Annotated in this window: 21 protein-coding genes; 5 read left to right on the plus strand and 16 right to left on the minus strand. The window is 52.9% G+C overall.

The window, feature by feature from the left end; genetic code table 11:
* Window positions 1-24: 24 nt before the first annotated feature.
* On the minus strand, window positions 25-1,212 hold the full coding sequence (locus JOE21_RS02210; protein WP_309861834.1) for a glycerate kinase: 1,188 nt from the start codon (window positions 1,210-1,212) through the stop codon (window positions 25-27).
* A 237-nt stretch (window positions 1,213-1,449) separates the two neighbouring features.
* On the opposite strand from JOE21_RS02210, the gene JOE21_RS02215 reads away from it, so the two are divergent.
* The 4 genes from JOE21_RS02215 to JOE21_RS17750 all read left to right on the plus strand — a co-directional run bounded on the left by JOE21_RS02215 (window position 1,450) and on the right by JOE21_RS17750 (window position 4,935).
* Window positions 1,450-2,037, plus strand: a complete 588-nt coding sequence (locus JOE21_RS02215; protein WP_309861836.1) for a TetR/AcrR family transcriptional regulator — start codon at window positions 1,450-1,452, stop codon at window positions 2,035-2,037.
* Window positions 2,038-2,276: 239 nt separating this feature from the next.
* Window positions 2,277-3,515 (plus strand): serpin family protein, encoded by a 1,239-nt coding sequence (locus JOE21_RS02220; RefSeq protein ID WP_309861838.1) that lies wholly within the window; start codon window positions 2,277-2,279, stop codon window positions 3,513-3,515.
* Between the two features lie 225 nt (window positions 3,516-3,740).
* Window positions 3,741-4,037, plus strand: coding sequence for a DUF3817 domain-containing protein (locus JOE21_RS02225; protein ID WP_309861840.1), 297 nt, complete (start codon window positions 3,741-3,743; stop codon window positions 4,035-4,037).
* A gap of 397 nt (window positions 4,038-4,434) precedes the next feature.
* Window positions 4,435-4,935 (plus strand): class I SAM-dependent methyltransferase, encoded by a 501-nt coding sequence (locus JOE21_RS17750; protein WP_374709295.1) that lies wholly within the window; start codon window positions 4,435-4,437, stop codon window positions 4,933-4,935.
* A gap of 269 nt (window positions 4,936-5,204) precedes the next feature.
* Here JOE21_RS17750 and JOE21_RS02230 read toward each other — a convergent pair whose 3' ends face one another.
* The 3 genes from JOE21_RS02230 to JOE21_RS02240 are packed head-to-tail and all read right to left on the minus strand — an operon-like array spanning window position 5,205 to window position 7,349.
* Window positions 5,205-6,197: a 1-aminocyclopropane-1-carboxylate deaminase/D-cysteine desulfhydrase gene (locus JOE21_RS02230; protein ID WP_309861841.1), complete on the minus strand. Its 993-nt coding sequence runs from the start codon at window positions 6,195-6,197 to the stop codon at window positions 5,205-5,207.
* Between the two features lie 5 nt (window positions 6,198-6,202).
* On the minus strand, window positions 6,203-7,006 hold the full coding sequence (gene dapB, locus JOE21_RS02235; RefSeq protein WP_309861843.1) for a 4-hydroxy-tetrahydrodipicolinate reductase: 804 nt from the start codon (window positions 7,004-7,006) through the stop codon (window positions 6,203-6,205).
* A gap of 25 nt (window positions 7,007-7,031) precedes the next feature.
* Window positions 7,032-7,349, minus strand: coding sequence for a nucleotide pyrophosphohydrolase (locus JOE21_RS02240; RefSeq protein WP_374709310.1), 318 nt, complete (start codon window positions 7,347-7,349; stop codon window positions 7,032-7,034).
* Between the two features lie 258 nt (window positions 7,350-7,607).
* Between JOE21_RS02240 and JOE21_RS02245 the strand changes: the two genes are divergently transcribed.
* Window positions 7,608-8,480 (plus strand): YitT family protein, encoded by an 873-nt coding sequence (locus JOE21_RS02245; RefSeq protein ID WP_309861845.1) that lies wholly within the window; start codon window positions 7,608-7,610, stop codon window positions 8,478-8,480.
* A 14-nt stretch (window positions 8,481-8,494) separates the two neighbouring features.
* Here the strand turns inward: JOE21_RS02245 and JOE21_RS02250 are convergent, their stop codons facing one another.
* From JOE21_RS02250 to hisC, 12 genes are all read right to left on the minus strand, one after another.
* Window positions 8,495-9,274, minus strand: coding sequence for a sporulation protein YpjB (locus tag JOE21_RS02250; RefSeq protein ID WP_309861847.1), 780 nt, complete (start codon window positions 9,272-9,274; stop codon window positions 8,495-8,497).
* Between the two features lie 186 nt (window positions 9,275-9,460).
* A complete protein-coding gene (locus tag JOE21_RS02255) occupies window positions 9,461-10,108 on the minus strand; it encodes a DUF1405 domain-containing protein (RefSeq protein WP_309861849.1) in 648 nt (215 codons plus the stop codon).
* Between the two features lie 108 nt (window positions 10,109-10,216).
* Window positions 10,217-11,110: a menaquinol-cytochrome c reductase cytochrome b/c subunit gene (locus tag JOE21_RS02260; protein WP_309861851.1), complete on the minus strand. Its 894-nt coding sequence runs from the start codon at window positions 11,108-11,110 to the stop codon at window positions 10,217-10,219.
* Between the two features lie 27 nt (window positions 11,111-11,137).
* Complete coding sequence (gene qcrB / locus JOE21_RS02265; RefSeq protein WP_309861853.1) at window positions 11,138-11,809, minus strand: menaquinol-cytochrome c reductase cytochrome b subunit; 672 nt, start codon at window positions 11,807-11,809, stop codon at window positions 11,138-11,140.
* A gap of 3 nt (window positions 11,810-11,812) precedes the next feature.
* Window positions 11,813-12,337 (minus strand): Rieske (2Fe-2S) protein, encoded by a 525-nt coding sequence (locus tag JOE21_RS02270; protein ID WP_309861855.1) that lies wholly within the window; start codon window positions 12,335-12,337, stop codon window positions 11,813-11,815.
* Between the two features lie 154 nt (window positions 12,338-12,491).
* Window positions 12,492-12,947, minus strand: a complete 456-nt coding sequence (locus JOE21_RS02275; RefSeq protein WP_309861856.1) for a DUF2487 family protein — start codon at window positions 12,945-12,947, stop codon at window positions 12,492-12,494.
* Between the two features lie 106 nt (window positions 12,948-13,053).
* Window positions 13,054-13,602 (minus strand): ReoY family proteolytic degradation factor, encoded by a 549-nt coding sequence (locus JOE21_RS02280; RefSeq protein WP_309861858.1) that lies wholly within the window; start codon window positions 13,600-13,602, stop codon window positions 13,054-13,056.
* Between the two features lie 102 nt (window positions 13,603-13,704).
* Window positions 13,705-14,883: a hypothetical protein gene (locus JOE21_RS02285; RefSeq protein WP_309861861.1), complete on the minus strand. Its 1,179-nt coding sequence runs from the start codon at window positions 14,881-14,883 to the stop codon at window positions 13,705-13,707.
* 148 nt (window positions 14,884-15,031) lie between these two features.
* Window positions 15,032-15,541: a hypothetical protein gene (locus JOE21_RS02290; RefSeq protein WP_309861863.1), complete on the minus strand. Its 510-nt coding sequence runs from the start codon at window positions 15,539-15,541 to the stop codon at window positions 15,032-15,034.
* 166 nt (window positions 15,542-15,707) lie between these two features.
* Window positions 15,708-17,000 carry a 3-phosphoshikimate 1-carboxyvinyltransferase gene (gene aroA, locus JOE21_RS02295; protein ID WP_309861865.1) on the minus strand — a complete coding sequence of 431 codons (1,293 nt, stop codon included), beginning with the start codon at window positions 16,998-17,000 and terminating at the stop codon, window positions 15,708-15,710.
* Between the two features lie 275 nt (window positions 17,001-17,275).
* Window positions 17,276-18,418: a prephenate dehydrogenase gene (locus JOE21_RS02300; protein ID WP_309861867.1), complete on the minus strand. Its 1,143-nt coding sequence runs from the start codon at window positions 18,416-18,418 to the stop codon at window positions 17,276-17,278.
* A complete protein-coding gene (hisC, locus tag JOE21_RS02305) occupies window positions 18,388-19,488 on the minus strand; it encodes a histidinol-phosphate transaminase (protein WP_309861869.1) in 1,101 nt (366 codons plus the stop codon). Before hisC ends, JOE21_RS02300 begins: the two co-directional genes overlap by 31 nt.
* Between the last annotated feature and the right edge of the window lie 48 nt (window positions 19,489-19,536).

Raw genomic sequence — 19,536 nt, forward strand, 5'->3', positions numbered from 1 at the left:
GGTGGGGAGACGTCCATTTAACCGTTATCTGTCCATCTCCACAGCCCGAATGAGTCTCCCAATCTCTCTCGCCGTTTCGTATAGCAACGTTTCGGCGTTTTTCATGGCTTGTTCCAGCAACATCGGCCGCCGAAGAATCGAATGCATGCTGACGAAATGCCGATACAGGGGTTCTACGTCTGGTCCGATACTACCGGAGATCAGGAGCGGCTTGGCCCCGTGTCTGTTTGCCACCTCAGCTACATAGACAGGAAGCTTGCCGTAAAGGGTTTGATGGTCGGTCCTCCCTTCTCCGGTAATCACCCAGTCAGCCTGGCTGATTTTTTCTGCAAACCCCGATGCATTAGCGATGATCTGAGCGCCGGGAGCGATTTTGGCGCCTAAAAATAACAGAGCAAAGCCCAACCCGCCCGCAGCTCCCGCGCCGGGACGGTCCTGCAGGGACTCTCCTCGATCACCTTCCAGCAGTCGGGCAAAATGAGCAAGCCCCTGGTCCAGCTGCCGAATCTGATCCTCCGTCGCCCCTTTCTGCGGTCCAAATACCCTGGAGCTTCCTTGCTCACCGCAGAGAGGATTGGTGACGTCTGTAGCCACGAGAATTTCGCATTCTTTCAAGCGGGAATCGAGAAGGTCCAAGCGAACATCCTCGATTATTCCGAGGGAGCCTCCCGCAGGTTTGACCGATTGGCCGGTTCGGTCACGAAATTCGGCACCGAGAGCCTGTAACATCCCCAGGCCTCCGTCGTTGGTGGCACTTCCTCCCAAGCCGATGATAAACCGGCGGTAGCCACGGTCGAGGGCGTGCATCCACACTTGGCCCACACCGATAGTCGATGTATGGAGCGGATTTCTCTTCTGTTCATCCACCATGGTCAAACCCGCGATGTTGGCCACTTCCATGACAACCGTATCCCCGTCACCCAAGATCCCGTAGCGGGACTCGACCGGTTGTAACAACGGACCCGTTACCCATACCGTTTCAAACTTTCCACCCCTTGCACATACAAGCGCCTCCACCGTGCCCTCACCTCCGTCGGCCATCGGAACAACGGTGATCTGGGCTCCTTCCAACTCTCTGGAAAACGCCTTCCAGATCGTCTCGCCCACCTCCTTTGCCGTTAAGCTGCCTTTGTACGAATCCGGTGCGATCACGATATTCAACTCTTTTGTTTGGTTGGATTTCACATTTGTCGTTTGATGGGTGATCCGCATGGGAACTGCCCCTCCCCATTTCATTCATGGTGATCGCATGCTTTCTTATGTTGTCATGATTATATCGTAATCGATTCTTTCGAATATAACATCCCTTACTTCCGATACCACACCATTATCGGAAGTAAGGGAGCCATAGTTTGATTGCATGAAAATGGTGCAGACTCCCACATCTTTGAATGTTCATCATTGAAATCACTCATATCATTCATTATCCTGGTATGGGGGTGAGCCAAAGTGGACGGGTATCAACGACGCACGGAAAAAAAGAAAAACACCATCAGGGAAGCGGCCCTGCGCTTATTTTCCGCCCATGGGTTTGACAAAGTCTCTTTGGCGGAGATCGCCCGGGAGGCTCATGTTTCTCCCGTCTCCATCTATAATTATTTTGGAACAAAGGATGGACTGATCCGCCACGTCGTCCTCACATTTTTAGAAGAAGCTTGGCAAGACCGGGTGAGGCTGATCCAAAGTGATATGCCTTTTGAGCAAAAGGTTGAAAAGATGATCTTTGATACAGCGGATACGGCTGCGATCAATCCGGAATTTTTGCACGTCCTGATGTCAAACGACCCGGAAATTAAAGATATGGTTGAAACGATCTATCAGAAATATCTTCCGGACCTACTTCGGTTTATCGATGCAGGAAAAAAAGAGGGATATATCGATCCCAACATATCAACGGAAACGATCGTGATGTATTTCAATCTGTTGAAAGAAGTCAAGACGACGGATTTATTCCGGGAAGTGACGGCCAACCCCCGAATGCTGGAAGAATTAACGAGACTGTTTTTTTACGGGTTGCTGAACAAAGACAAAAAGTGATGGTTAACGAGAAACCATCTCCCTAGTGCCCGTCTGGTAATTCAATCTTCCGAGAGCAGAAAAGAGGGTCGGTATGGCTGGCGGAGAGCCTTTGCGCTTTTTGCAACGAAACGAAGACAGCCATACCGACCTGGGATCACGCTACGGAATGTTCAGACACGCCCTAGAATCCATTGAAACTATTGGGGAAGAAGCATCGTCTAATGGATAGGTTGAATGGAGACAGGAGGATCGATCCCGTGAAACTGTCCAAGATCCCAAATCGATGGCTGGTGATCGTCTGTATGATGTTGTTAATTTCCGGATGCGGAAACAGTAAACAAGCCTTTCAAAGAGAAGACATCGACAAACGCCTTCCGACGGCAAACAACGAATTCGCTTTTCGGCTGTATCAAGAAGTATTAAAGCAAGAGAAAGCAAACAATGTCTTCTTATCGCCCTTGAGCGTCTCTCTGGCGTTGTCCATGACGGTGAACGGCGCGGATCAAGAGACCCGAAGCGCCATGGTCCAGGCCCTGCAGGTGCAGGATTTGACATTGGAAGACCTGAATCGGTCGAATGCCGCTCTGCAATCGGTTCTGCAACAAGCAGACCCCGATGTGAAGGTAACCCTCGCTCATTCCCTCTGGGGGCGGGAAGGAACCCTCTTTCGGCCGGACTTTCTGGAACGAAATGAAGCCTATTATGATGCCCGCGTAACCGAATTGGATTTTCAGGATCCCGGTGCTTCCGATACGATTAATGAGTGGGTCCGCAAAGAGACAGAGGGGAAAATCGGCCCCATCATCGATGGCAACATCGACCCTGATACGTTCCTCTTTTTAATCAATGCCATCTATTTTAAAGGGAAATGGTCGACCCCTTTTGATGAAGCGGCCACCACGGATCAAGATTTTCACCTGCCCGATGGAACCACCCGAACCGTGCCGATGATGGTTCAGTCCGGTGAGTTGGATTACTACAAAGGAGACAACTTTGAAGCAGTCCGATTGCCTTACGGAAACAAACAATTCGAGATGACCGTCTTCCTTCCGGATGAAGGCATCAGTCTGGAACGGTTTTATAAACAGCTGAACGCGGATCACTGGAAAAAGTGGATGGCCGGCTTTGAAACAACGGCAGGAACCATTCAACTCCCCCGCTTTGAACTGGAATATGAAAAAACGCTAAACGGCGCCCTAAAGGCGTTGGGGATGGAAGTGGCATTTGACGAACACCGGGCCGATTTTGGACAGATGGTCTCCACCCCTCCGCGAGCGTATATCCATGAAGTGAAACATCAATCGTTTATCGAAGTGAATGAAAAAGGAACAGAAGCCGCCGCTGCTACATCAGTAGAAATGAGAACCGTATCGGCTCCCCTCGATTTGTTCCAGATGCGGGTCGACCGCCCGTTTTTCTTTGCCATTCACGATCAAAAAACGGGTACCCTCTTGTTTATGGGATCCGTGATGGAACCGGAAACTTCATCGAAATGATGTGGGCTGAAACGACTGAAACAACGGAGACCCTTAGATGCAGGGTCTTCGTTGTTATTTTTTCAGTTTGTTTCTCAAACAAGTTTATCGTGTGGAATACATCTATACGATGGATTTCAGCCATTGACGTAAAAAGTCGCTATTTTTTCAAGGGTTGGCTCCCTTTCTGGATGCCAAGTATGTTTTCATGGAAAGGAGAGTGATTTTCTATTGGAGGTGTTATCCTTGTTCAAGACTGCTTTTGATCGCTTTCGCATCATCAGCCTGATCGAAGGGATTTCTTTTCTTTTGCTCCTGGGAATCGCCATGCCGATGAAGTACCTTGCCGACATCCCGATGGCTGTCACCGTTGTGGGATGGATCCATGGGGTTCTTTTCATTCTCTATATGGTTGCGTTGGCTCATGTGACTTTCACCGATCGGTGGCCGTTCAAACGGGTGGCGGGGGCTGTGATCGCATCGGTCCTGCCGTTCGGCCCGTTTGTGTTTGATACCCGGCTCAAACGCGAGGTGCAAATGTAACAAATCACCCGCTTGCTACTCATCCGGTGATCACGGGTGGGTTGCTTCTTCTCTATGCTGTTTGCTTTGCAAACTAGTTTAAAGAGTTAATCGGACTTTACGGCTCCTGGGATAAAGACCCGATTCACCCCTCCCGGTCGTCGATGATGGTTCTCTGCCGCAAAATGACAACGAACAAGCACCGCTCCCCTCAGGGAAAGACGGTGCTTGTTTTTCTTGGGGAGTCCTCTTCATCTTCGTCGATGTCGTATCCGGGTATCATGATCGGGACATATTAATCGGGAAGTCCACACACTGAAAGCAGTGATCCATCATTAGCAACCCGATCTCTCCAACCCTATACCACCGGTTGATTCGTCCGAAATGGTTTACCAAAAAATATATCCATGATCTTCTTTTGGATCACTTTTCCGTTCAAGGAAAGAGAATTCTCGATTTTGGTTCCGGCACAGGAGCCAATTGCCCCATCTTTTCTTCTGAACGATATATCGGCATCGATCCTGACCAGCGACGGATTGCCTATGCCAAAAAGCTTTATCCTGAGTATACGTTTTATATTCTCCAATCCGAACGATTCCCTTGTAACGATAAGAGCTTGGATTATATCTTAATAGTTGCTGTCTTACATCATATTTCTTCGGAAGAGATCCATTGCTATATGGAGGAGTTTAAACGGATCTTAAAACCAACAGGAACCATTATCGTGATCGAACCCTGTTTATTTGCCGATAAACCGTTCTCCAACCGGATTATGTCCTGGTTTGATCGAGGGGAGTATATCCGTAATGAAACAGACTATCTCCATCTATTTCAACAACATCACTTTGATTGCCAAGTTTTGAAGCGGTTTAGGAAATGTCTTTATCATGAATTATTTTTCTGTGCACGACCCACCTGATCCGGGTTTTAGGGCGTGTCAGAACAATCCGTAGGGCGAAAACCGGGTTGGGTATGGCTGTCTTCGTTTCGTTGCAAAAAGCGTAAGCGAAGTGACCTAGGCGAAACTTGTGCTCTATGAGTGCAAAGGCGAACCAAAAACTATACCCAACCCTTCCTTGTTCTCACGGAAAGATCAATGATCAGACAGGCCTAGGCTGTTACCCAGCACCCGAACTCACGAACAGCGGAGAACAGTACTTTTACCCAACAAACCCGCTCTCTATCACATCAATCCAACAGTGCCGAGGCGTGGGTGAATAATCCTGGAGCTCCTCCCGTATGCCAAAACAATACACGCTTATCGGACCAGTCCTCTTGCTCAGCTTGGTCGATCAAACCGGCCAAGGCCTTACCGGAGTATACGGGGTCCACAAACAACCCCTCTGTCTCCGCCAACAACCGGATAGCACGTTTTCCCTCCTCAGTGGGACGTCCGTAGCCCCGCCCCACCTGGTCATCGGTCACGTGGATCTCCGCTTGCGGGATATCATCCATACCCAAGACCTGGGTGAGGTTGGCGGCGAGCTGAAAAACCACTCGGGCCACATCCGCTTGTTTCATCCACACGCTGACTCCCAGGATCTGTTCCGCCCATCCGGGGAAGCGATATTTACCCACCAATAAACCCGCCAGCGTGCCGCCGCTGCCAACCGCCAATACCACCCGATCAAAAGGCGGCAGATTTTGCTCCGTCATTTGGTCGGCACATTCCTCCGCAGCCAATACGTATCCATAATCCCCGCGGACAGTCGATCCTCCCACTGGAACCACAAACGGACGCCGACCCGATGCCGCCGCTTCCCGTGCCTTTTCTTCCATCGCTTCCAGCAAGGCGGAGGAACCGTATACCCCGGATAAAAAACAGCGGGCCCCGGTTAATCGGTCCAGCAGGAGATTCCCCTGCTCTTTCCCAAAGCGATCCCCGGCAAAAACGAGCCAAGCGTCCATGCCCGCCTGCCGGGCTGCCCCCGCCGTCAGCCGGGCATGGTTGGATTGCGGGCTGCCGCCGGTAATCACGAGGTCGCATCCTGCCTCTTTCGCTTCCCCCAGCAAAAACTCCAACTTTCGCACCTTGTTTCCACCTAACGCCACCCCGGTCAGGTCATCCCGTTTCACCCACAGCTCCCCCACCCCAACCCGTTCCGCCAGTCGGGGCAACGGGTGGAGAGGTGTCGGCCCCCATAAAAGGGGAAACCGGGGATAAATCTCCCGGTTGTTCACAATAATCAATCCCCCAATAAGTGTTCCAGTCCGTATACCAATCCTTCCAACTCCATCGCCCGCTCAACGGCCAGCTTCACACCCGGCATGAAGGATTCCCGGTTGAGGGAATCATGGCGAATCGTAAGCAATTGTCCGGGACCGCCCAATAATACTTCTTGGTGAGCCACCAACCCGGGCAGGCGAACGCTGTGAACGCGGAATCCGTTCTTATATGCGCCCCGGGCTCCGTCCCATGTTTCCGTTTCTTCGGGATGACCTTGCTTGATTTCCTGGCGGGACTGGGTCACCATCTCCGCAGTCTTCACCGCTGTGCCCGAAGGAGCGTCCAGCTTCCGATCATGATGCATCTCGATAATTTCCACATGAGGCATGTAACGGGCGGCCTTCGCTGCAAACATCATCATCAAGACTGCACCGATGGCAAAGTTGGGAGCGACCACTCCACCCAACCCCTGTTCCCGGAATCGTTGGGACCATGTTTCCACGGTTGTTTCATCCAACCCGGAGGTTCCTACCACAGGACGGATCCCTGCTTGAAGCGCCAGCTCCAGATGCTTTTCCACTGAATCAGGAACGGTGAAATCCACCAGCACGTCCGCTTTCGCCGCAAGCAGCGCTTCCGACAGTGTAGCGTGGATGGGGACTTCCAAACGGCCGATTCCCACCGCTTCCCCGATATCTTCACCGATTCCGCTGCGGGAAACGGCTGCAGCCAGTTCCAGCCCTTCTTCCCGCTGGATCAATCGGATCACTTCGCTCCCCATTCGTCCTTTAGCTCCTGCTACAATTATTCGGATTGGTTTCATGGTTTGCATCCTCCCTTGTTTCGGCTTATGTGGCGTCGTTTTCGTCCAATCGGGTCCAACGATCCGCATCTCGTACTTCATATTTGTCCATCACTAATCGAAACGCTTCCTCCAAATCGATATCCAAAGAGTTGGCAAAACAGATCAGGATAAACAGCATATCACCCAGTTCCATCTCCATACTCTGTTCCGCTTCCTCCGGTTTTTTCGGTTTTTCCCCATAGCGGTGGTTCACTTCCCGGGCCAATTCCCCCACTTCCTCCGTCATGCGGGCCAGCATCGAAAGAGGGTGGAAATATCCTTCTTTAAACTGGGATATGTATTGATCCACTTCCCGTTGCATCGCTTTTATCGATTGTTCCTCCACCATCGTCCCTCCTTCCGATTCCACTTAATCGTACCCGATCCGGTCGCGGAAGACAAACCCGATGGGAGAGCGGTTTCTCTGCCCCGGACTGATCGGCAGATGGCTCCACCGCCCCAAGTTACCCTGGGGTCTTTTTCCCTAAAGGAAATGGCGGTCCTCCCGATTGCTCCTGTTGAATCCGCTATGTATAATAGAGCGGGACGAGACACGCACTTGGAAAAGGAGGCGACAGGAATGGAAGCATTATTGCATAAAGCAAAAGATTTTGCGAAAAACCACCTGAAAAATCTGATTGCTATCGTGATCGGGTCTTTTATTTTTTCCTTAGGTATTAATTATTTTGCAATTCCCAACGAATTGGCGGAAGGCGGCTTTACCGGAATCGCCCTCTTACTGCTCTATCTATTTGAGATTTCTCCCGCCTTAACCATATTGGTCCTAAACATCCCGCTCTTCTTTGTCGGCTACAAAGTATTCGGCCGAAAGACGTTGGCTTATACCATCTTTGGCACGGTGGCCGTCTCCATCACCCTCGTCCTAACCGAAAACTGGGGAGCACCCATCCCCGGCGACCCGCTGTTGGCTGCTCTTTATACCGGGGTGCTGGTGGGAATCGGCCTAGGGATTATCTTTCGTACCGGCGGCACGACTGGTGGCGTCGATATCATCGCCCGTCTGGGTCACAAATATTTTGAGTGGAGTATCGGCCGGACCATGTTTTTATTCGACCTGATGGTGATCGGCGTATCCGCTTTTTACATCGGACGGGAGAAGGCGATGTACACCGTCGTGGCAGTGTTCGTAGGAGCCCGTGTCATCGACTTTATCGTCGAAGGCTTGGACACCAAAAAAGCCGTCACCATTATTTCCAACTCCGCCGTCGCCATCTCGGAGAAAGTGACAACGGATATGGACCGGGGCGCCACTTTGTTAAAAGGACGCGGTGGATACACCGGAACCGATAAGGAAGTGCTTTATATCGTCCTCAGTCGTAACGAACTGCCTCGCTTGAAACACTTGGTGAATACAGTGGACCCCTATGCGTTTGTCGTCGTCCATGATGTACGAGACGTATTCGGAGAAGGATTCACTTTTGACAAGGCCTGACCGGTGTGGCGGCGTTATCCGCGAGATGTGAGTACTCTTTGTTCGTGCCTGTATTTTAGGAGCGCCACGTATCCCAATACGATGGCAATCGCGGTTCCCAAAAGGAGAAGCGATTGCCCCACAGGGGGCTGTGATCGAGAAAAGTGTTGGAGTAACTCCTTTTCCGTACCCCCGAATAAAGCTGGAAGGAGCTTTTCCCATTCCTCCACTTGCAGACGGACGGTTTCCGGATCGCCGTTTGACACGTCCATTCGCGCCTCCAATTGCTGGACCGACTGATCGGAAAAGGAGACGGATAAGGCAGGGCGAATCTGCTCCATATGATGGGACCATGTATCCAAGGCCGACCGAATCTCCGCCGGTCGGCCTGTTTGAATCGCCTTTTGCACGATCGATAGATCCTGTCGAAATACTTCCTCATATTCGTGCCACAAGGGTTGATGGGAGTGGATGCGGGCATCCAATGCCAGCCACAGCCGTTCTGCTCCGTCCCACGCTTCCAGGGGGCGCAGTGAAGCGGGATTTAGCGCCTGGTCCAATTCCACTACACAATCGGAAACGGCAGCAATCGCAGTCGGTTCCCACCCGGCTTCCGGAGCTGTTGCAACAAACTCTTCGGCCAGTATCCTCAGCTTCTCCCGTGCTTGTCCCCACTCTGCCTCCCGCACCGACTCCCGGATGGAGCGAGCATCCTGCAACCACTCCTCTTCCGGATCGGCTGCCATGGCTGATCCCGTCCCGAACCACCACCCCCACCAAATCACTCCACACAGCACCAACCATCCCTTTCGCATCATACACCTCTCCTTTGGGCGTAACCCTCCCAATTGTCGTCCTAGGAGGCATTCTCTCTGGACGAGCTCTCCTTTCCATCCTATGTTGAAGCCTCTTCCGGGATGAGCGAGAAAAAAACTCCCTTGAGGGAGTTTTCAGATTGCTGACATCATTGAACCCTAAGGGACTACCTTCTCGGGATTCTATCATTCTTTCCCGGTCAAAAGCGGCAAGCTCCACTTGCGTTCAGGGCGGGGAGGGAGGACCAAACGGGCAAACAGGGCCAGACTGATCAAGCTTAAACAGACCGTAAAGACTGCCACCGCCGGCAGAAACGGATACAGGGATGCGGGTAACCAAGGATGGATTCCCAGTCCGTAATCCAACCCGTCATTTAGCAGGGTCCAGGCAGCTACCAAACTCAGCTCACGTGTACCGAAGGTAAAGAAGCGGCTGTATAATACCGCCTGCCATGCCATCCCTAAATGAGAAGCGGCCAACATCCAGTCCGTCCAGCGAAGCGCCTGTAAAAAAGGGAGGTCTTTGGTCCAGGCACCGGCGACAATCATCGCGACAGCCCAGATTCCGTATTTAAACAGGGTGACGGCCGCAAATGCTTCCAGCAAAGGGCTTCGCCGTCCTATGATGTACATCAGGAGAACCAGGGTGAATGCCGCACTGGCGGTGGGGCTGTCCGGGACAAAGAGGTTCAACCAGCTTCCAATGTGAATCAATTGGTTTTTATACCAGTAGAAACCGTAAAGGGTACCCAAGAGATTAACCGTAAACAGCACCCATAAAAACCATCGATGATCCAGCCAAGCCTTAAAGGTTTCCCAATACCATTTCCACATGCCGTGTTCCTCCCATGTCGTCCCGTAAGGAATCTTGCAACTCCTATCCTGTGTCCCGGAGGACAAACAACCCGGCCTGTCTCGGCCGGGTTGTTTGGATTGTTCGGTTTATACGCCGTTTTCGTCTTCTTCTGTTTGATCCGGTTCATCTTGGTTTTTCTTGGCAGGACCGCTCGTTTCCTCTTCGGCTCCGGCATTGCCTTCGCCTTCATCATCGGCGGGTTTCTGCATCAGCAACCAGTCGACCAAGACTTGTTTCTCTTCTTCTGTTCCCTGGAACATACCGGCGGGCATGGTGCCTTTCCCGTTGTCGATGAGATCGATCATCTCTTCTTCGGTATAGGCTTCACCAATCCCCCGCAGGGACGGACCTTGGAGGCCTTCCAGCTCCTGACCGTGGCAGTTGACACAGGCATTGTTTTTATAAATCTCAAAGCCCGGATCCTCCACCGCCACGATCTCGGTATTTTCATCTCCACCCTTAGGCAGGGAAGCCAGCTGCTTCTGGTGCTCGTCTTCCGCCACCCATGTCAGAGCCACCACCGCAACCAAAGTGAGCAGCATGATCCCAGTAGCGATCGGGCGCTTGAAAGGACGCCGCTCTTTGGAGCGGTCCAGCCAGGGTACCAACAATAAAGCGGTGAACATCACTCCGGGAACGACCAGAGTTCCGATCACCACGAACGGACCGGAAGCCCATTCGAATTTGAGCAGCTCGTACAGAAACAGGAAGTACCAGTCCGGCACGGGCAGGAAGCTGGTGTTGGTCGGGTCGGCCTGTTCACCCAACGGCGGCTCGTGCGCCATCACGAGACCCAGGAAACCGACCAGCACGACGACCGCCACCATCCATTCCTTCAAGAGGAAGTTTGGAAAAAAAGCTTCCGTTTTCCCGGGGAACGCGGAGTAGTCCGGAGGATACAGCTTTTTCTCAGATACTTTAACCCGGGAATCACCCACATAATGGACTTGTTTGTCTTTCCCGTCTTCGTTATGTGCCATAAAAGTTTCCCCCCTAACGCGTTAGGCTTATAGCGGCCCCGAAATTCCCTGTCTACGGATCAGGATGAAGTGGGCCCCCAACAGACCAAGCAAAACAGCGGGGAGGAAGAACACGTGTAATGCGAAGAAACGGGCCAGCGTCTGAGCTCCGACCACTTCTCCCCCCTGCAAAAAGACGGCGATGCTGTCACCGATATAGGGTACGCTGGCGGCGATTTCAATCCCCACTACAGTGGCAAAATACGCTTTGTTGTCCCATGGCAACAGGTAACCGGTAAAGCCGAGACCCAGCATGGTGAAAAAGATCAGCATTCCGACCACCCAGTTGAATTCACGCGGATTCTTGTAAGATCCGGTGAAGAACACGCGCAGGGTGTGAAGAAACAACATGACGATGGAAACACTAGCGCCCCAGTGGTGCATACCCCGGACGATTTGCCCGAATGCGATTTCATTCTGGAGATAATTCACACTGGCCCATGCGTTCTCGATGTCCGGGACATAATACATCGCCAAAAACATTCCGGACAAGATCTGGATAACGACGATAAAAAAGGTCAACCCGCCAAAGCAGTAGATGAAAGCCGAGAAGTGATGGGCTGGGTTGACGTGTTCCGGTACCTCGTGGTCGGCGACGTCACGCCACATGGGGGTGATGTCCAACCGTTTGTCCAACCACTCGTATGCTTTGTTCAACATGGCCTACACCCCTCCTCCTCGCTGGATGGGGCCCAGCAACAGTCTTCCGCCTTCCACGCGGTAGGCGTAGCGGTCCAACGGCGCGTTGGGCGGGGTTCCCGGAACGTTTACTCCGTCCCGTTCGTACAAGCCGTTGTGACAGGGGCAGTAGTAACGATCCTGGTTACCTCCGCCCTCCCATGTGACAGTACAACCCAAGTGCTTACAAATGGGAGAGAGAGCCAAAATATCCTCTCCGTTTCTCGTCACCCAGGCGGTCGCCCTTTCCCCTTCTTCCGGTTCATACCAACCATCTTTCCGTTTGATGTTGAATTGGACAGACTTAGGCTTTTCACCGAATTCGTCAACGGAACCGACGTCCACAAATTCAGTCTCCGTCCCCTTCTGCAACATCGGGTCGATGGCGAAGCGCACCATGGGGTATAGTACGCCTGAAGCGAGAAAACCGGCTGTGCTGGCGATCGTGTACGTCAAAAACCGACGCCGCGAGATGCCTGGTTTACTCTCTGATTGTTTGCTTTCGCTCACGACTCGTCCGACCTCCCTCTATACGGCATAACGTCCAACCGGACCGGAACCATGACGGATTACTAGGACATTTTCAATGATAGCCAACCGCCTCAGCCCATGTCAAGGATAGGGCGGACACCCTTCCACAGCCCTTTCATTCGGTCAGGCTATACTATTTCCCTTCGTCGGTTGAGTCATACCTCTTTGAAGTTTGCCACATCGACACAATCTGGTCAATCACGCGATTGACGGCGGTTTCAACTTCTTCATCCGCTGAAATGTTTACTCTTAATACACCTGGTTCCATCGTAAACGCTGTCCAATTCCATTCTGCCGGGGCCAATATCACGACATGGGGAAACGGAGATGCCGCGAGATCATGGACCACCTCTTCCAGGTAGCGGTGCCACACGTCCGTCTGCTCAGTCGTGTACGGGATAGGTGAAGTCAGGAGCAACCGACCTTGCAATTCCGCTTCCACCTTGGCGGCTACCCGGTTGATCCGTTTGGCTTCTTCCACATCCAATCGTTTGTCTGGAAATCGGATACGATAGACCGGCAATAACACAGTGTCCACATAGGCGGCCAACTGATTCCACTCATCGGGATCCACTTGGGAAAGCCGCACCAAACCACCTCCCTGCACCCTCACTCTTCGGGGAAACCTCTCCCCATTATTGCCCTGGAAGAACACAAAAAAAGCCCGGCCTCTGCCGGACATTATATTGGATCGATCATTTATTTTCCACGATTTTCAGCCATTGTTCGGTTAATTGTAAGAATTCCTGTTCGTCGCCATTGGCCAGTGCATCGTCGATTCGACGGTACAGTTCCTTTTTTCGATAGTCCCGGACCGCTTGATCGAGGATGATCTCCGCAAACAGACTGCACAAGGAATCGTGAACGAGATCTTGTCTCTCCATGGGATTAACCTCCAATACAGCGGCGTATTCTGGACAGCTGGTCTTTTCCTTGAAGTGAAGACTGATGTACAAATCCTCACTACAGCCGGAACGGATATCGTAAAAGGCGGTTTCCACATCGGAAGTTACGCGCTTTTTCTTTGAATACTGAAACGGTGTCATCGAAACACATCGGGCGGAAACGATCATCGTTTTGGGCAGGTTGCGCAAATTATCGACGAAATGGGTGCGACGAAGTGCATCATCATCAGAACAAAGATAGTTAAGGAGCCAGGCTGCTTCCCGTTTCTGAAGTTCGTGACTGTTGAGGAACCACTGGATGAACTCTTTTTTTTCAGAAACCGTGACACAATTGCCCATACCCATCCCCCCATCCCGATCAAATCGAATATTGCGAACTTTATATGACTATACGCTGCTTTCCCCCAAACATGCGGCGGAAAGCGACCTTCTTGCTACATCCTATTCCATATTGAATCTCTTGTTTCCTGCCTGTGAACCAAACTGGATTTTGTTTCCGGCGGCAACAGGACTAAATCGATTGTCCAGCTTCTTTTCGACAAACGCGTTTAAGCCCGTAAGCCATGTGTGTCCGGCCGCGTTCATACGGACAAAGGAACGTTCATCTTTGTCCCGCCCCACCGCAACCAGGCCCAGGTGGGTCATCATCCGAATCACCCGCTGAAACAGTGATGACGGCGTTTCGTAATAAAACGGCTGCAACCAGTGGGATACCGCTTCTTCCAATCGGTCCAGGGGAAACCACCGATCATGGGAAAGGAGATCGATCCAGCGAACAATCACCGGCAACTGCGGAATCGGCTTTTTATACAGCCGCAGCCAGAACCGGAATAATTCGATTCCCTCGCAAGGAGCATCCTTATTCTCTATTTTCCCGACCCCCTCACTGGTTAAACATAGACGAAGGTCCGTCTCCTCTTCCCGGATGTACCCTCGAAAAAAAGCGTAATCGTACAGGAGGGAAAAACGATCAGGATACAAGTGGTAACGGCGGCCGAAACCGAACCGCCATCCTTTGCGATCCACCGGCTTTTCGGGAATGGAAAATCGTTTAAACAACTGCCGCTGCTGTTGCCGATATATACTTCCTTCTGATGTGAGGGTTACCTCTTGCTCCATTATAAAACGGAGAAAATGGTGTAAATCATCCACCATCATCCCTTCTTCATTCCGATGAAAAACGATCTCTTCCCTCTGTTCGACATCCATCCGCTCCGCAAACAACCGCAGAAAGCGATGTCGTAAATCATGCGGCACTTGAAACAGCATCCGGTCGTCCCGATGGACCCCCGGAAAAAACCAGCCTCTATCCAGCCCCATTCGGACCAACGAACGAGGATTCTTCTCTTCTACCTCTCCCAGAGCCGCCCGTCCTTTGGCGATCAGGTCCTCCTGACTGAAGCGGTCCCGCGGGTCAAAACAGAGTTGTTCCAAAAAACGAACCTCTTCCTCATCCAGAGATTCCACTACTGTCCTCAACTGTGAGGGGCGCCCCAAATAATTCAGCAATGAGACGATCAAGTCCCCTTTGGAGTGATAATCTTCTCCGCAACGATAATGACGTGCCAGCTTTTTCAAATGTTCGATATCGGCATAAGTCAACAAATCGGCAAAGTTCATAATCTCGCTCCTCGTCGGGCCACTCTTTCTATCTATCTTGCCTTTTGAAAGAGGGAATCATACTCCGAAGAGCCCCTGTCATGCAAAATGAAAAAACAAAACCCCGTCTGTATATACCAGCGGAGATGGATTGGGTCGGATATTCCTCTTAGGATGCCGCACGTCCTTGTATTTCTCTTATCTTTTCCTCCGGCTCTTCAGAAACACGAATTCCCCGGCCCAGCCAAAAGAAGAAAAGGGTCATCAAGGGTACGATCACAGATTCCAGAGGGAGTTTTGGAGCAAAGAGGCGCAGGCCATCTCCAATCAAGCCGTTCCAGGCGTGGGAAATCTCTCCCAACAGCGGAGCCGAGTGCAGGGGGGAGAAAGCTGCCGCTATCAATGGAAGGTGGATGAGAAGCCAGACGGCTGCCGCTTCCTTTCCGGAAGTACCGTGGAAGTGAGCGGAAACAGACCCAAAACCGATATAGGAAAAGCAGGTGACCACTGCCACCATGATCACCATCCACTCCAACATTCGGGCAGCATCATCTCCCATAGGAAACCATTGCCAGATCAACCATGGGAACACCCATTCCTTCAGGAGAAGAACAGCCCCCAACACAAACAACATCTCTCCCGTTAAGGCAGCCGATCTCCTCTGACCCTTCGGCTCCATCCTTCACACCCCCCTGCATGTACATCTATGATACGGAGGACAAAAAAAGAACCGTCCCTGAGGGACGGTTGCAATGGATAGGAGTGGAGAGAAACCATACTATGAGTTTATTATACGCAAGGGTTGATTACGGGTCAATGGTTTTTACCAAATTTTCTGATTCAACTTATCGATGGGCCAATCGATTTAATGTCTCGAAAAATCCGGGGAAAGAAACATCGATGGCACCTGCACGGCTCACGGAAACCCCGCCGTCAGCAATCAGCCCCGCCACCGCGGCTGCCATGCCGATGCGATGATCACCGTGACTGTCGCAACGATCCCCTGTCAGGGGAGTGCGCCCTTTGATGATCAAACCGTCCGGTGTCTCTTCCACCACCGCTCCCAACCGGCGAAGCTCTTGCGCCGTCACCGAGATTCGGTTGGTCTCCTTCACTTTCAGTTCGGCTGCATCGCGAATTACCGTGGGGCCGTCCGCTTGTGTCGCCACCACAGCCAAAATGGGAATCTCATCGATCAATCGGGGAATGCGATCTCCTTTTACCTCCACACCTCTTAGCGAACTGGCTGTAACCGTGATATCCCCCACGGGTTCCCCGGTCCATTCGCCGGTTTCTTCCACTTCCACCGCTCCACCCATCTCACGGAACGTATCCAGAATCCCTGTGCGGGTCGGGTTTAAGCCCACATTCCGGATCGTCACTCGGCTGCCGGGCACGATTAACGCCGCCGCAATCAGAAACGCGGCGGAAGAAATATCACCGGGCACACGCACATCCCGGCCGGATAACTGCTGCCCACCGCGCAGGGAGACTCCGCCTTCCTCCCGTGTCAATTCCACCCCGAATGCAGGCAGCATCCGCTCGGTGTGATCGCGGGATCGATGAGGCTCCCGGATGCGGGTTACGCCGTCTGCCTGCAGACCGGCCAGGAGCAGACAAGACTTCACTTGGGCGCTGGCCACCGGACTGACATGCTCCACCCCCTCCAGATTGCCGCCACGGATCCCCAACGGAGTAAACGATCCGTTTTTCCGTCCTTCGATCCAAGCACCCATTTGGCGCAAGGGATCCACCACCCGATCCATGGGGCGGCGGGCGATGGATTCATCCCCGATCACCGCGGAATAAAACGGGAGACCCGCCAATATTCCCAGCATCAAACGAATAGTGGTACCGGAGTTTCCCACGTCCAGAAATGATTCGGGTTCTGTCAACCCTTCCCAGCCCCTGCCGTGAACCGTCACCACCGTCTCCGATTCCTGTTCGATAGCTACTCCCATGCGACGAAAGCACGATATCGTACTAAGGCAATCGGCACCTGGCAAAAACCCTTCCACACGGGTGGTTCCCCGAGCTACTGCGCCAAACATCACCGCCCGATGAGAGATGGATTTATCTCCGGGCACGGTCACATCCCCCCGCAGCGAATCGGCGGGTTGAATGGTTAACGTTTTCACAACTACCTCTCCTTATAGGGCGAAGCCCTCCCAAAATTGTCGTCCCAAAAGGGCCACTCTCCTTTTGGGCAAAACCCCCTGATTGTCGTCCTTGAAGGGCAGCCTCCTCTAGGGCCTGACTGGTCATTCAATCTTCCGTGAGTAGAAGGGAGGGTCGGTATGGCTGGCGGAGAGCCTTTGCGCTTTTTGCAACGAAACGAAGACAGCCATACCGACCCGGGATCTCGCCCTACGGATTGTTCAGACACGCCCTAATCAGCCTGCTTGTCCCTTCCTCATCCCGCCGGATCCGTGTCCGGATCAAATACGGAATACCCGTGTCGCTTCAGACATTCTTTGGCCCTGGCCCAATGATCTTGATCCGTAAACACTAACCGCAGAGCACCAGGCCTTTCCTCCCGGCTTTCCATCACGCCGATATTGGCGATGCTGATTCTCTCCTCCCCCAATCGGGTAGCCACTTCGCCAATCCCTCCCGGACGGTCGGGAAGATCGACAAAACACTCCCAGGAAGGCTGGATCATGCCCTTTTTCCGTTCCGGCAATCCTTCCCTGGCCTGTTTGGCCTGGCGGAAAAACGCTTCGATGGCCTCCCCCCGCCCCGCCAAAATCGCCTGACGGATCCTTTCCATCCCGTCGGTCCAATCATCGAGGAGATCCAGAAGGGGTTCCCGGTTGCTCAACAGGATATCCCGCCACATGACCGGATCACTGGCGGCGACACGGGTCAGATCCCGAAAACCTCCTGCCGCCAAACGGTGGTACCATTCATTGGTTTGATTGTAACCGTAAACCTGGTTGACCAAGGCGGCGGCCAACACGTGGGGAAGGTGGCTGATCGCCCCCACCACGCGGTCGTGATGATCCGGATCCATGATGACCAGGCGGGCCCGCGTGGAACGTTCCAACAAATCGCTCAGCCGCCGCACCCGGTCCAGGGGCGTACCGGGGAGAGGGGCCAGCACATAATAGGCATTCTCAAATAGGTGAGGGCGGGCAGCTTCCACCCCGGATTGATGGGATCCTGCCATCGGATGCCCACCGATAAACCGCGTCGACAATGAAGGATAGGAAGCCGCCGTGCGCAGGATATCGCCTTTCGTACTCCCCACATCGGAGATGATACAGTCTTCCTTGAGGGGCAGCCGCGACAACTCCCTTAGGATGGCGGGAGCCACTCCCACAGGGGCTGCCAGGAAGATGGCATCTGCATCATGCACGGCCGCTTCCAGCGAATCGGCACCGTAATCGATCACTCCCAGCGATTGTGCCCGGGAGACGGTTTCCGGGGAAGCGTCATATCCGCACACCGTCACCCCTCCCCACTCTCTCAAGCCCCATGCGAGGGAACCGCCGATTAGGCCGATCCCGATTACGACTGCTTGATTCACGCGATGAAACCCGGTTTGTCCAGACATGCCGCCAATCCCTCCAGGAACTGCCTGTTTTGTTCAGGCCGTCCCACTGTTACCCGAATATGTGTGGGGTACCCCAAAGCCGAACCGGAACGGACGATGATCCCTCTCTTCAACAAACACTGGAACACTTCATCCGATGAACGTCCGGTATCCAGCATGAGAAAATTGGACTGCGACGGAAACCAAGACAATCCCCAGCGATCCAACTGGATTTCGATTTCCTTCAGCCCCTGCCTGTTGGCATCCCGGCAGTGTTGTACAAAGTCCTGATCCCGCAGGGCCGCCAGCGCCGCCCGCTGTGCCAAGCGATTGGCGTTAAACGGTTCCCGAACCCGGTCCAACTCTGTCACGATGGAGGGATGCGCCACCGCATATCCGATACGAAAAGCGGCCAAGCCGTATATCTTTGAAAACGTGCGCAGCACGATCAGCCGCGGATCGGTTTTAGCCAGGGCCAACGTATCTGGATAATCCTCCGCGGTCACGTATTCGTAATAGGCTTCATCCACCACCACCAGCACATGCTCCGGAACCCGATTCAGGAAGCGGCGCAGCTCACTTTCCGAAAAATACGTACCCGTCGGGTTGTTGGGATTGCAGAGCCATACGATGCGTGTCCGTTCATTCACCGCGTCCGCCATCGCTTCCAGGTCGTGAACACCGTTTATCAGAGGAACCGCCACTGGACGGCTTCCTTCGATCCGGACCTGGGTTTCGTATCGGGGGAAGGTGATGTCGGCCATCACGCTCTCCGATTCCGGTTCCAAAAACGTACGGGCAATCATTTGAATGATTTCGTCCGAGCCGTTGCCAAAAATCAGCCGCTCCTCGGCCACCCCGAGATGGGCCGCCAGCTCTGAACGAAGCGCCGGTGCTTGCCCCTCCGGATACAATGCCAGGCTTTCCCGTTCCTCCAGCAAGGCGTTCCACACGTTTTTGGAAGAACCAAAAGGATTTTCATTGGAGGCCAATTTGATGACCTGGGACAATCCCAATTCCCGCTTTACTTCTTCCAAAGGCTTACCCGGTTGGTAAACGGGCAAGCCCCGTATCGCCGCTTTTGTTTTCATCTCCCGCGCCTCCCTTTTCTTTTTCTCTCTATCTTACAACAGCATGGC

Origin of the sequence: Desmospora profundinema (genome assembly GCF_031454155.1) — a bacterium.
In the GTDB taxonomy this organism is placed as follows: Bacteria; Bacillota; Bacilli; order Thermoactinomycetales; family DSM-45169; genus Desmospora; species Desmospora profundinema.

Coding starts and splice junctions, on each gene's coding strand:
- JOE21_RS02210 (WP_309861834.1), bottom strand. CDS start 1,212: ATGCGGATCACCCATCAAACGACAAATGTGAAATCCAACCAAACAAAA.
- dapB (WP_309861843.1), bottom strand. CDS start 7,006: ATGAAACCAATCCGAATAATTGTAGCAGGAGCTAAAGGACGAATGGGG.
- JOE21_RS02240 (WP_374709310.1), bottom strand. CDS start 7,349: ATGCAACGGGAAGTGGATCAATACATATCCCAGTTTAAAGAAGGATAT.
- JOE21_RS02245 (WP_309861845.1), top strand. CDS start 7,608: ATGGAAGCATTATTGCATAAAGCAAAAGATTTTGCGAAAAACCACCTG.
- JOE21_RS02250 (WP_309861847.1), bottom strand. CDS start 9,274: ATGCGAAAGGGATGGTTGGTGCTGTGTGGAGTGATTTGGTGGGGGTGG.
- JOE21_RS02255 (WP_309861849.1), bottom strand. CDS start 10,108: ATGTGGAAATGGTATTGGGAAACCTTTAAGGCTTGGCTGGATCATCGA.
- JOE21_RS02260 (WP_309861851.1), bottom strand. CDS start 11,110: ATGGCACATAACGAAGACGGGAAAGACAAACAAGTCCATTATGTGGGT.
- qcrB (WP_309861853.1), bottom strand. CDS start 11,809: ATGTTGAACAAAGCATACGAGTGGTTGGACAAACGGTTGGACATCACC.
- JOE21_RS02280 (WP_309861858.1), bottom strand. CDS start 13,602: ATGGGCAATTGTGTCACGGTTTCTGAAAAAAAAGAGTTCATCCAGTGG.
- JOE21_RS02285 (WP_309861861.1), bottom strand. CDS start 14,883: ATGAACTTTGCCGATTTGTTGACTTATGCCGATATCGAACATTTGAAA.
- JOE21_RS02290 (WP_309861863.1), bottom strand. CDS start 15,541: ATGGAGCCGAAGGGTCAGAGGAGATCGGCTGCCTTAACGGGAGAGATG.
- JOE21_RS02300 (WP_309861867.1), bottom strand. CDS start 18,418: ATGTCTGGACAAACCGGGTTTCATCGCGTGAATCAAGCAGTCGTAATC.
- hisC (WP_309861869.1), bottom strand. CDS start 19,488: ATGAAAACAAAAGCGGCGATACGGGGCTTGCCCGTTTACCAACCGGGT.